The organism is Levilactobacillus sp. FUA 3915 (assembly GCF_044053135.1).
Taxonomy (GTDB): Bacteria; Bacillota; Bacilli; order Lactobacillales; family Lactobacillaceae; genus Levilactobacillus; species Levilactobacillus lanxiensis.
Map to the genome: position 1 here is coordinate 740,195 of NZ_CP168704.1, position 13,396 is coordinate 753,590.

A 13,396-nucleotide genomic window follows, 5' to 3' on the forward strand; every position below is an offset into this window, starting at 1 on the left:
CGCTATGCGAAAACATTTACGTCAATGGCTCGCTGCCTTTCTGGTTGCGGTCGTCCTCCTGCCTTTGGGCGGGTGCGCGCTGCCGGGACTGTCTGGCTCGGGCAATAACACCGTACGAATCGCGTCACAGAATACCACGGAACAACAGATCATGGCCTACGTCATTGCGGGTATGATTGGTCACTATACGAACTTAAACACGACGATCATTAATAACCTGGGGTCCGGCAACGTCAGCTTCAACGCCCTGAAGAACAAGCAGGCGGACATCTCGTCCATCCGCTTCAACGGGACCGACCTGACGACCATCTTGAATGAAAAATTTGAGCGGGACCCCGCTAAGGTCAACACGACCGTCACCCGTGAATTTCAGCAACGTTACCAGATGACTTATTTCAAATCATACGGTTTCGCCGATACCTACGCCTGGATGGTCAAGCCGGCCTTCGCGAAAAAACACCACCTGAAGACCGTCAGTGACCTAAAGAAGCTGGCCCCCACTATGAAAGTCGGGATTGACCAAATTTGGCAAAACCGTCAAGGCGACGGTTACCCCGCCTTCCAGAAGATGTACGGCTACAGCTTTGGCACGGTGCTGCCGATGCAGACCGGGCTGCTCTACGACGCCTTATCCGCCGACAAGATGGACGCCATTCTGGGCTACTCCACCGACGGCCGGGTCAACAGTTACCATTTGAAATTGTTAAAGGACGATAAAAACTTCTTCCCACCCTATGATGGGAGCGCCGTTGCCACCGATGCCATTTTGAAACAACATCCGGAACTACGCAGCGTGTTGAACCGCTTGGTCGGCAAGATTTCACTGAAGACCATGCAACAATTGAATTACCAAGTCGACGACCAACTGGAAGAACCCCAGACGGTTGCCAACAATTTCTTGAAAGAACACCACTACTTTGAAGGGGGGAACGACTAGTTATGAAAGACATGGGTTTATTCAGTCAGCTGGTTTACTACTTTAGCCACAACGGGATGTACGTCCTCAGTCAATTTAACCAAACGTTCCTCGTTTCCATCTACGGCGTGCTACTGGGCGCCATCGTCGGGATTCCGCTGGGCATTTGGATTTCTCAGTACCGGCGCCTCTCGCCCGTCATCATTGGGATTGCCAACGTGATCCAAACGATTCCGTCACTGGCGATGCTGTCCATTTTGATGCTGGGTTTAGGCTTGGGGCAGACCACGGTCATCGTGACCGTCTTCCTCTACTCCCTGCTGCCAATCATCAAAAACACCTACACCGGCATGCTGAGCGTCGACGCCGACGTGCTGGATGCCGGGAAAGGCATGGGGATGACCCGCTTTCAGGTCATGATGACCATCCGGATTCCCCTGTCGCTATCGGTGATCATTGCCGGGATTCGAAACGCCTTAGTCATTGGTATCGGAATCACCGTTATCGGCTCGTTCATCGGTTCCGGTGGGCTCGGGGACATCATCGTCCGCGGGACCAACGCCACGGATGGCGGGGCGATCATCCTAGCCGGGGCGTTGCCAACGGCTTTGATGGCGATTATCACGGACCTGGTCCTCTCCTTCATCGAAAAGCGCCTGACGCCTAAGACTTCTTCTGAACGGTAGTATTGGTTTGGGGATTAAGGTCAAGTGCGTTACCGCTGGCCGCCTGCGGCTTCCAGGACTACGCCTGCTGTGGGGCCCGGTTCCGGCCTGAGGGGCGGTCCTCCACCTCGCTTTGAAACCTCGCTAAGAATCGCGAGTTTCCAAAGTCGTCCCGTGCTGTAAGGCCGAGAAGATGAAGTGCAAGTAAAATGTTAGACACTTTTCTGACCTATGCAACTTGCATCTTCTGGCAATACTTGGCAGGGGTTAACCCACCATGAATCAAAGTAATGCGCTCCGTATTAAACCATTTGACGTAGCGTGAGACGAGTCTTCTCAAAGACGTTAGGCTCTTTAAACTATGGCGATAAAGACATTCTCGCTTTAGTAGGTTGAACCAGCTTTCAATCGGCGCATTGTCATGACAGTTACCTTTTCGCGACATGCTTTGAATAATATGCATTTTGTGCAGTTTGTGACGATAACTCTTGATCTGATACTGCCAGCCTTGGTCGGAATGAAGAATTGGAAAAGTATCATCTGGTAGCTTGGGCTTAAGTGAATTTAGTGTCGCCTTAATAAGCTTTTTATCTGGGTGAGCACTGATCTTAACGGCCAAAACGCTTCGACTAGCTTCATCAATAATCGCTGAAATATAAGCCCATTTTTGATTAGCCAATCGTACCTGAGTGACGTCCGTGTGGAGCACTGAAAGGGGCTGAGTCGCGTTGAAGTGCTGGTTAAGGATGTTGGGAGCTATTTTCCCAACCTGGCCCTTATATGACCGATACTTGGACGTATGCCGAGAATACATGTTAGGTCGAATACCAATTTCATTCATGAGCTTGAGAATGGTATCTGGGCTAGCTTTGAAGCCATCACGTTCTGTACACAGCTGAATGCGCCGATAGCCATAAGTTTGTTTGGATTGAACGAAGATTTTCTTAATCTCAGTCTTCAATTGTGCATACTTATCCGGCTTCTCATTGCGTTTCAGTCGATCGTAGTAGGTCGCACGTTTCAAGTGTAATACCTTGAGAAGTTGACGAACTGGATACTTTTCCCGTAGCTCATAGACTACTTCTGTTTTGTCCCCATTGGATGGTTTTTGCGAGTTACGGCTAACAATTTTTTTAAAGCATCACGGTCCATCTTGACTTGATATAGTTCATGTTCTAACCGTTGTTCTGCTTGGAGATGACGTTCCTTTTCAGTCGTTGGTCTTGGTTGTTTTTTCATCGATTGATACCTGTCCTTATCCTTGGGCTCAAGGCCATCGATGCCCTTTTCTTGATAGTTGCGAACCCATTTACTAATGGTAGGATTATCAACTTCAAAATACCGAGCTGTAGCACTTAAACTCACATGATTGTTCAGGTAATAGTCTACCACTTCCATTTTGAACTCTAGGGGGTATCGAATCCAACCATGATTATGGAGAGCCTTAAATCCTCCTGATCTAACCTGATTAACCCAACGGGCCACAAGACTTGCGGTAGCCATTCTATGCTTAGCAGCCAAGTCTAAAGCACTACCCTGACCATCTAAGTATTCTTTGACCACTCGTCTTTTGAACTCAAACGTATATTTCTTCATGGAACCACCTCAAAATTATTAGTCTTTCTGTCTAATAATTTTACGGCACTTCAAGAACGCTCGGTCTTACACCACCGACACAGCCGTCTCCGTCCTGGCTTCCTCCGGCTCAGATTGTGACATCAATCCGATGTTGGTTTGGCGAAGTCTTAGACGGCAGCCGTGGTCGTGGTCAATTTGCTAGTGTGCTTGGCTAGACGGCTGTCACGCTGGTTGTTAACTTTCGATAATTTAAGCGTCACCCGCTTCGGTTGAACGAGGCTGGTGGCGCTTTTCTATTGCCCGTAAATTGGCCTAGCTCCCCAGCCACCTTTACGGGCAATCAATGCTATACTGTGTAAAGTAATATTCGTAGGCGTTAACTACTACGACACTGAAGTTTAGGTATGTCGCCTGAACAACCACACCCGGCCAAGCCAACAATCCTCCCCTGAATTTCTTTTTGGGGTTGGTGCACAACTCTTAGCCGGAGTCAGCTAGGTGCGAAGTCCCGTGTCGGTGGTTGTTAGGGCGAGTGGTCTTCTCGGCCTTACAGCACGGGCTGTGGGCAAGACTTACGGGCTTGGTAAGGCTTGACCACAAGTCCGAAGACCGCCCTTTGGCTTCGGACGTGCCTCATGGGACGAGAGCACCTAGCTGACGCAGGCGGCAAAGTTAAAACCAACCAAAAACAGAAAATCAAGGAGATGATCGGGTGGAGCGGTTACGGCAAGCGGGTATCGACTTTTCCGTCGGCACCCTAAACTTTCTAGCAAATATCGGCCTCATGTTGCCCTACATTTTAATGCTGTTGAAGTACCAGGAAACGCAGAGCGAGACGTATTTGATTGCCCTGGTGGCCTTCTACATTTCGCGGGCAGCCAGCATTTTTTATACCAAACGCTTAAATCTGCGGTCGAGCACCTACCTCATCGTGAGCCTGGTGCTGGGCGCGCTGGGGAGCTTTATCTTTGCCCTGACGAACGCCGTGGGCTGGCTCGTCGTCGGTAGCTTGTTGTGGGGGTACAGTGCCGCCACGATTTGGCCGTACTTTTTGACCCTCAAGTTGCATCTCAGTCAGTCGAGTGAGTTTAAAATGAAGCGGTTGTACTGGCTCATCTTCCTGGGCCTTGGCGTCATGCTGGCCATCGATCTGGCGGCTGGGTGGAGCTATACGCTGACCTTTAGCGTGCTGGCGCTGCTGTACTTGGGTGCGCTGCCCGGCGGCATTTTGCTGGACAACTTTACCAACGACTTCTACCAGAACCGACCAACGCATCCCCATGGCCTCCAACAGGGGTGGCGCTGGGCGTTGTCCCTGATTGGCTTTGCGGCCATCGCCTTACTGACGACGTTGCGGAAGGCCGCGCTGAACCTGCCAAATGGACTGGTGCTCGCTATTATTGGCGTGGCGCTGGTGATTCTCGCCATCGAGCTGTACGGCGACCGCCACGTGCTGCCCAATTACAAGATTCGCCTGTTAAACCGGGGCTTCTTGATGAGTCTGGTGCTGCTGTTCAGCGGGTTCTTCGCCTACTTCTACTTTGGGCATGCGGGGATGTACGTGGTCTTTGCGCTGTACCTCGTCGGGTTTGAGACCGGCTATCCCCTCTTTAATAAACTGGGACGCGGGTCGACCAAACGGGCGCTACGGCTCAGTCAGGGGAGTTTGCTGGCGGGGCACGTGCTCCTGCTGATTCCGTGGCGCTGGACCTACGTGGTGGGGATTCTGCTGATTACGCTGTACGTCGGTTACGACAACCCGACCATCAACGCCACGCTGTACGGGGCGCCGGAGATTGACCACGATATGGCCATCGTTCACAAATACCGGTTCTCCACGTATGGCGGCCTGTTGTGCCAGCTGGTCATGTTTGGCCTGCTGGTGGCTGTGAGTGCGGGCGCCCATTTATCAATTCTGTCATTCTTCAAACCCAGTGATGCCAGTCATTTCTGGCTGTATACCCTGACCATGAGCTGGCCGTTAACACTGGCCTCGTTGGGCATTTCGCTGGGAAATATTTTGCACGAACCTAAGGGGTAGCCGGTTGGCTGGCCCTTTTAATTTCGAATAAGCTCGTTTAAACGTGCGAATGGTGATATGCTTAATTCGAAAGCGATAACATCTCAAGGAGGATTGTCATTATGCATTGGTACAAAAAATACATAGATTTACTAATTATCAGTCTAGTCTTAGGTCTAGTCATGGTAGGTAATACACAGGCCTCTGCCCAATCAACTTCTGCTGCCGACCAAGTCTCTTCAACCGACCCCGATAATACCAAAAAAATCAGTGACGTCATCACCGATAAATATTTACAAAATGATATTATCAATTCACTTCATAACAACACAATAACCAGTGAGGTAACAGCTGAATCTCCGGCCAGTGAGTTGGTAACTTTTGCAAGGTCTCAAACTTTCCTTTACTTAGGAAGCAATAAAATTCAAGATTTTAAACAGCTAAAAGGCCTTCGTTATCTGCCGTCGAATATTGTGATTTATAATCAAGACCTTTCTGATAATAACGCGAATTTAACTGACTTATTAGACACTCTTAAGAGCCTAGATACCTACTATGCTTCCCCCCTGACCTTAGCCCTCTTTAATGATAAAATATCAAATTCTGGTCTGACTAAAATCGTTTCTTTTATCAAAGGACTGAATGGAGAAATGTTTGATCCTTTCTCAATTTCGCTACTCAACTTAAGTGAAAACGAAATCACCGATTTTTCTTCCTTACAGAATCTCTATGCACCAAGTGACCCCCAAGAAGCTAAAATTTATGAATTTGTGGCTTGGGGCCAACACCACGATGAATCAGAAAAAGGCCTATCGCAATTATCTCCTCAAACCGTGGTTGGGAACAAAATCAGTATTGATTATAAAAAACTGTTGCCTCTGGCGATGTATCAAAATAAGATGTCTAGCTTTTTTCAATCCAATAACACCCAAAGCGCTTACTTCCGCTTACATCCCGAAGCTAATCAAGATGGGCTTGATAGTCTAGTTACTAGTGGCGATAACTTGATTAACCGGCAAGCAAACGGAGAACCACTTGCTGAACCCAGCATTGCACAACCCGCCCCTAGTATTTCTACCGGCCTTTCTAATTTCAATACTTATGATTATCAAATGAATGCAACAACGCAATATCGTCAATGGTTAGCCCAGTCTGAACGAGACTCACTAATTTCTAGCATGGCCCTAACTAACAACCAGCCAAACGAAAGTATTCCTGTAGATCCGCAGATTACGAACATTCCTTCCGGTACCAAATCAATCCAAGTCCGAGCTGCCTTTTATCGAACTGCCAGCGGCTATTATGACGGCCTCACACAGGATTACAATATTCCTCTAAAATGGCCAAGCTCATCATCAACAGAAACTAGCACGTCAACTCCAGCATCCGCAACCAGTACCACTAGTGCCAACACCACAGCCACCACCGAAGTTTCTAAGCAAACCGTCGTCTACGCTACCAAGAAAATTGGCCTCTACGGTGACGCCACCTTTACTAAAAAGGTCCGACAACATTGGTACCCCAAACAGCGCCGAATTTATCGTCCCATGTTTAAGGTTACCGGCTATGCGAAATCTACAGCCGGTAGAGCACGCTACCTAGTTAAGGACGTGAATCACCATTCCAAGACTTATGGCGACACTGGCTATATCACCACGCGAGCAGCCTATGTCCAGCCAGTTTACTACCAGCAAGCATCTAAAAAGATTACGGTGATCAATCCCCAAGGGGTTAACGCCTACCGGCAGAAATCGCTCACTGGTAAGGCCCATCATTACCGCCAGGGTCAGGTCCTAACCGTTAAGAAATTAGTTCGTCACAACTTGACCACGCGTTACGTCCTTAAAAATGGGGAATACCTCACTGCTAATAAGAAATTAGTCCAAAATGGCCGCATCAAATCGGCCAAATCGATTAAAACTAAAACACCCATCAACCGTTACCGAGACGTGAATTTCACTAAACGACAACGGCATTACCGGAAACACGCAACCATAGCCATCAAGGGATGGGACTATAGTGCTGCGGGCACAAAACGCTACCGAGTAGCCGGTGGTTATATCACTGCTAATTCTCGCTTCATTCACGTCGTTAAGTAAGCAAGTTCACCGAACGATTTAGTGCAGTTAACTAGCCATCGTTTTAGCCGACAAATCCTATCCTATCAAGCTTTCATAATCACCCATCGTGAGTCATTACGATGGGTGATTTTTCATACCGCCAATCGATTACTGCCCAACTAACTAGGTGCTATGCTTAGCTTGTAGATTATCGCACTTGAAAAGGAGTGACTTCTGATGAAAGGAAAAGTCTTTAGAACATTTTGTCTCAGTATACTTAGTTTCGTTGCCTTGCTGACTGGCCTATTGCTAGTTAATGTGCGTTCTGTTCATGCGGAAACGACGCCGGTGGTGACAACTGATTTGTCGAAAACAATCGATGAAACCTTTCCTGACGCCGACACTAATAGCGATGCCGCTGTCGTCAAGGACGCCATGCTAGACCATCAAAACTATCACACTGAGGGTTACGGCATCTCTGGCGATAGCACCTTAGCCGAGGTCCAAGCTGAGTACCCCGCCATTACAATTGATCACCCACTAACTAATTATGAGCCCCTCACCCGAATCACGCCCGTACTTCATGAATTATCGCTAACCCATCAAACTAGCCAAATTGAAGCCAGTCTTCCTGCTATCATGTCTACCTTACTAGCCACCCGCCCCGACAAATATAAGAACGTGAACTCTTTAGATTTGAGCAATGATCAGTTAACAAATACTGATCTCACGACCTTGCTAACCGCTGCCGAACGCGTTCACTCAACCACGGTGCTTTCAAATCTTTATCTCAATCAAAATGACATTAGCGACTTTTCTCCCTGGATGGCCTACAAAAATGCGCAAGGCGCTACTAGTCCGATTACCCACTTGTATGCCCCAAGTTCAATCTCTTCGGACGCTCCCCTGCTCACAGATGTCGTGCTCAATGGAACCACCGCGAAAATTCCTTTCACTAAATTTGATGAACTCACAACACCTTTTTCCCCAGACCTAATTGGCGACCCCATTTTACGTCAGGGTCACATTGCCTTTAAAGTGGTTAACAGTCCCGACTTCTTTGATGATCCGACCAACTTCCTGCCAAATGGTGCTCTTGGCGCTGGGAAAGTTATCCCATTAAGGACGTACCGTGAACAGTTTAGCGATTTTCCAACGACGATTGATTTCAGACAGACTGATCGGATTGATGCGCAAAGTAGCACCTATTACGAGCCCCTGCCGCAGAAACAAATAGATTCCGTTAGCGCATACTTCCCCGCCCCAACCTACACAGTTCTTCCACCAAACGACCCAGATTACCTGACCATCACCAACGTCCCAGCCCATAGCACCGCCCTTCACCTCCGCGTCCTAGTTAATCCATTCAAGACAGTTACCTACATTCAAAACTACACGATCAAGCTCCATCCGGCTCCGAAAGCCGCTGTGCCCACCAATAATTCAGGCTCTTCGTCTAACACGTCCAGCAGCTCTAATACCGTTGTCTCACAGGAAGACAAAGCTAAAACAGAAAGCAAAATCGTGTACGCCACCAAGAAAATCGGCCTCTATAAGTCTCCAACCTTCACCAACCAGGCCCGCATTCGCTGGTACAGCAAGGCTAAACGGACCAACCGGCCGATGTTCAAAGTCACTGGTTACGCCCGCTCCAAGAACGGTGTGCTCCGCTACAAGGTCAAAGACATCACCCCTAATGCCAAGACGAACGGTCAAATCGGCTACATCACAGCCAAGGACAGTTTTGTCAGCCACGCCTACTACCAAACTCAGACGAAGAAAATCAAGGTGCTCCGCGGCCTCAACAGCTATAAAACCAGAGCCCTCACTGGCAAGAAAGTCCACTACCACAAACACCAAGTCATTCGGGTAAAAAAACTAGTCACTCACAACCTGACCACGCGGTATCAGTTGCCCAATGGCCGCTATGTTTCAGCCAACAAGCGCCTTGTCATGCAGGTTAAATAAGTAATTTCACCTAACCAACCGAGTTACCTAAATTGCTTTGTCTGAACAGCAACAAGTCCTTATGACATCAAGCTTTCATAATCACTTACCACGCATCATTTTGGTGGGTGATTTTTCATGCCCGCAATCCATTCACTAGTCTCACTATCCCTCACGCTTACCTGGTATGCTTAGCTTGTAGTTAACTGCACATGATAAGGAGTGAATCCAAATGAAAGGAAAACTGTTTAAAACACTTTGCTTCAGTATACTTAGCACTATCGTCCTGTTAACCAGCCTGGTGTTGGTTAACCCTGCCTCGGCACAAGCCGCAACACCCCCGACCGATGCCAACACTAGCCTTGATTTGAACCAGACTATTGACCAAGCCTTTCCCAACTGGCAAACAGATAAAAATGAAGCCATCGTCCGAGATGCCCTACTTAAGGCGGACTATCCGGAGCAGTATGCGGGGCAAATCAAGAGCACCAGTACCTTGGAGGACGTACAAAAATGCGTTCCCCGTGTCATCATCACCGAACCAATGAAGGATTATGCGCCACTCATTAAAGTGGTCAACCTCGCTCACTCATTATGCCTAGCCAATCAGTCACAGTTGTCTGAAGATAATCTTTACGCCATCGCACAAAGCTTCATGATTAATCATGCTGACATTGACTCCCTTGAATTTCCCAATGATGACTTAACTGATACAGATTTAGAGATGCTTATAGACCTCGCAAAAGAATACACGCCCAATCAACAAAGTAATTATCTTAATCTGCTTGACCTAAGTCGTAACAAAATTAGTAATTTTACTTCCTGGTTAGCTTTCAAAAATTCAGACGACAAGAACGCCATCAGCTCATTCAACGCGCCCATGCAAGATTCTGAAACTACGACTATCCTACCTGCACAGAACTTAACTGGCACCAGCATTAAGATTCCCTTCACAGATCTGCCGGAACTGACGACCAATTTTTCCGACTTTTATTATAAAGATTACACATTGGTTCGGGCATCGCTCACCTCTAATGAAGACTTTTTTGACACGACTGATCATTTCGATAATCAAGATAGAATTCTTACTAAATTGGTACCTGATCAGCTTCCTCGTGGTGATACGAGCCTCCCCATAATCAATGATTCCCTTGACACAGACTACTCAGATATGTACACCATCGGTTTAAGCCCAGATACCTACACACCAACTCTAAGCATGTCAGCTTTCCACGATAAGCTACTTGATTATGGCATGCATGAATACACTTCCCCAACCGATACGACCCACCTCACAATCAATAATATTCCCGCAGGCAGCCATCAACTCACCCTTAAGATTGCAAGACTTGTTCGGCTAGACTCCCCCCAGATGTGGACCACCTACGTCCAGAATTACACCATCCCATTGAAATCACCTACGACAAGTAATACTGCCACCAGTGTCGAGTCCAGTGAATCCACAACTGTCGACACGCCGAACCAAGTGGCTGACCAGGCCAAGCCAGAAAGCAAAATCGTTTACGCCACCAAGAAAATTGGCCTCTACAAGTCTCCCACCTTCACCAATAAGGCTCGCATTCGCTGGTACACCAAGGCTAAACGAACCAACCGGCCGATGTTCAAAGTCACTGGTTACGCTCGCTCCAAGAACGGTGTGCTTCGGTACAAGGTCAAGGACATCGCCCCTAATGCCAAGACGAACGGTCAAACCGGCTATATCACAGCCAAGAACAGTTTTGTCAGCCACGCTTACTACCAAACCCAGGCAAAGAAGATCAAGGTTCTCCGCGGCCTAAACAGCTATAAGACTAAGGCCCTCACCGGCAAGAAAGTCCACTACCGCAAGCACCAAGTCATCCGGGTGAAGAAGCTCGTCACCCATAACCTGACCACGCGGTACCAGTTGCCCAATGGTTGCTACGTTTCAGCTAACAAGCGCCTGGTTATGCAGGTGAAATAGTTTTTACTGAGTCAGCCCACAGACCGTGAGCTGGCTTTTTTGGCGACTAGTTATTCAGATTAATCAATTGATCTTTTAACCATCCACTAGGGTAAAACGAAAATCGGCCTCACTTAAGACCTAGCAGTATCGATAACGCCGGCTGCCATGCTATGATATCTCCTAGATAAAACGTTTACACAATTAATTAGAAAGGCGGCGTTCCGCATGCCAAATTCCTTCCGTTCCCTCCTCTTGATTCTCACCGGCTGTTTGCTCGGCACCGCCACAGTCGCGCTGCCACCCGTCCACGCCCAATCAACCTCCAGTGCGACGCAGACTCGCGAGATTTCCGCGGCTGACACCCTGACCATCCGGGAGGCCTTCAGCCACGACGCCTACCTCCAAGCAGATATCATTCGCACCCTCCAGCGCTACGGCTACGAGGTCACGGCCGACTCACCCGTGAGCGTGACCCAAGCCTTTGGCGGCGCCACCCCCCTGATTCTCAGTGATCCCCGCATCCGTGACTACCAAGACCTCCGCCACCTTGCCGCCTATCCCCGGTCCGTGCGAATTTCTAACCAAAAACACCTATCTGGCGTTGGCTTTCGGCAAGTGATTGCGGCCCTTAACCAGTTGCCAGCTGAGGCCGATGGCTCGTTTTTACTTTATCACGATCAGCTAACCGACGCGGATCTCGCTGTACTCGTTGACTATTTGAAAACACTCCCGGCAGACGGCGATACCCTGCCTGTTCACAGACTTAACCTGAGTGAAAATCAAATCGACGACCTGACCCCCGTAGCCGACCTCGCCGACAGCACGCGCCCCGGTGGTCGGGTCATCCGGACGTTGGTCGCCTGGGGCCAGTCCCGCCACTTGAACCCACTCCCGGCACAACGCGTTGTTCACAACCAAATCACACTAAAAACCGACGACCTGTTACCGCTGCGACTGTACCACCACACCCCGTCGGAGCCTTTCGACGATCCCGCATTCCAAATGGCCGTGTTCCGCGTCCACCCGGAGCTGAACGAAGACGGTCTCCACGCGCTAACGACGGACCCGTTTGTGCCCAATGCGCTGACGGCCCAGGAGATGGGCCAGCCTGTCCTACAGTATAACGACATCTCCATCACCCAACCGGAGCCCAAGCTGACGATTGATGAAGGGGCGAAAACGGTGAGTGGCTTAGCTAATTTTGGCGTGCTCGACTATCAAAACCCGAGCCCCTTAGCTTACCGCCGCTGGCTGTCCCCGGCCGAACAAGCCAGCAGTCTCAGTAGCCTGGTGGCGGATGGCTACTCGACCACCGACAGTTTTCGCGCCGACCCACAGATTACCAACATCCCCTCTGGCACGCCGTCCGTCCAGATCCGCGCGGCCTTTCGTTACATGTACAGCGAAACGTTCCGCGGCTTCACGCAGGATTACACCATCCCCCTGACCTGGCCCGACACCTCGACGTCCAGTAGTTCGAGTGGAAGTTCCAGTGGCAGCGGCAGTACGAGTTCCAGTCGCCCATCCCTCAGTTCGGGCGGCGCTGGCGACGGCGGGGTGCCTGAAGGAACGGTGGTCACGGCCATCCGGAAAATTGGGCTTTACACGGATACAAATTTCAAACGAACCACCCGCCAACACTACTATCGCCGCCAGCCCCGCGTTTACCGGCCGATGTTCAAAGTCACCGGCTACGCGCGCTCGGTCCACGGCACGCCGCGGTACTTGGTCAAGGACGTCAACCACCACTCGAAAACGGCGGGCAAGACCGGTTACATCACGGCCAATCGCAAATTTGTGACGCCGACCTACTACCGACAGGCGGCTAAGCGGGTGACGGTGATCAATCCTAAAGGCGTGAATGCTTACCGGAATAAGTCGTTGACGGGTAAGGCGACCCACTACCGCCAGGGTCAGACACTGCGGGTGAAGAAGCTGGTCAAACACAACCTGACCACCCGATACGTGCTCACGAATGGCCGCTATATCACGGCGAACAAGAAACTGGTTCAAAATGGCCGAGTTGCCATGCCGAAGAAACTCAAAGCTAATACCGCTATCAACCGGTATCGTGATGTGAACTTTCAGCACCGGCAGAAGCATTATCGCAAGGGCACCACGCTCACCGTTAAGGGCTGGGACTTCAGTACTCACGGGACGAAACGTTACCGCGTGGCGCATGGGTATGTGACTGCTAATTCAAATTATGTGACCCTGCTCAAATAGCCGCGAACCCCGTTTAGCTGAACTCCTAGCTAAGTGGGG

Annotated in this window: 9 protein-coding genes; 7 read left to right on the forward strand and 2 right to left on the reverse strand. The window is 49.6% G+C overall.

Annotation, left to right across the window (positions count from 1 at the left end):
* Positions 1–4: 4 nt before the first annotated feature.
* On the forward strand, positions 5–937 hold the full coding sequence (locus tag ACEPST_RS03715) for an osmoprotectant ABC transporter substrate-binding protein (RefSeq protein ID WP_203642402.1): 933 nt from the start codon (positions 5–7) through the stop codon (positions 935–937).
* A 2-nt stretch (positions 938–939) separates the two neighbouring features.
* A complete protein-coding gene (locus ACEPST_RS03720) occupies positions 940–1,602 on the forward strand; it encodes an ABC transporter permease (RefSeq protein WP_275404338.1) in 663 nt (220 codons plus the stop codon).
* A 208-nt stretch (positions 1,603–1,810) separates the two neighbouring features.
* On the opposite strand, the gene ACEPST_RS03725 is transcribed toward ACEPST_RS03720, so the two are convergent.
* Positions 1,811–2,710, reverse strand: a complete 900-nt coding sequence (locus tag ACEPST_RS03725) for an IS3 family transposase (RefSeq protein WP_204122298.1) — start codon at positions 2,708–2,710, stop codon at positions 1,811–1,813.
* Positions 2,659–3,177, reverse strand: coding sequence for a helix-turn-helix domain-containing protein (locus tag ACEPST_RS03730; RefSeq protein WP_204122297.1), 519 nt, complete (start codon positions 3,175–3,177; stop codon positions 2,659–2,661). Before ACEPST_RS03730 ends, ACEPST_RS03725 begins: the two co-directional genes overlap by 52 nt.
* Positions 3,178–3,871: 694 nt before the next feature.
* Between ACEPST_RS03730 and ACEPST_RS03735 the strand changes: the two genes are divergently transcribed.
* The 5 genes from ACEPST_RS03735 to ACEPST_RS03755 all read left to right on the forward strand — a co-directional run bounded on the left by ACEPST_RS03735 (position 3,872) and on the right by ACEPST_RS03755 (position 13,357).
* Complete coding sequence (locus ACEPST_RS03735) at positions 3,872–5,200, forward strand: hypothetical protein (RefSeq protein ID WP_204121772.1); 1,329 nt, start codon at positions 3,872–3,874, stop codon at positions 5,198–5,200.
* A 101-nt stretch (positions 5,201–5,301) separates the two neighbouring features.
* A complete protein-coding gene (locus ACEPST_RS03740) occupies positions 5,302–7,278 on the forward strand; it encodes a DUF5776 domain-containing protein (protein WP_395390512.1) in 1,977 nt (658 codons plus the stop codon).
* A gap of 198 nt (positions 7,279–7,476) precedes the next feature.
* Positions 7,477–9,207, forward strand: a complete 1,731-nt coding sequence (locus tag ACEPST_RS03745) for a DUF5776 domain-containing protein (RefSeq protein WP_395390513.1) — start codon at positions 7,477–7,479, stop codon at positions 9,205–9,207.
* Between the two features lie 211 nt (positions 9,208–9,418).
* Positions 9,419–11,149: a DUF5776 domain-containing protein gene (locus tag ACEPST_RS03750; RefSeq protein ID WP_204120340.1), complete on the forward strand. Its 1,731-nt coding sequence runs from the start codon at positions 9,419–9,421 to the stop codon at positions 11,147–11,149.
* Between the two features lie 207 nt (positions 11,150–11,356).
* Positions 11,357–13,357, forward strand: a complete 2,001-nt coding sequence (locus tag ACEPST_RS03755; protein WP_395390514.1) for a DUF5776 domain-containing protein — start codon at positions 11,357–11,359, stop codon at positions 13,355–13,357.
* Positions 13,358–13,396: the final 39 nt, after the last annotated feature.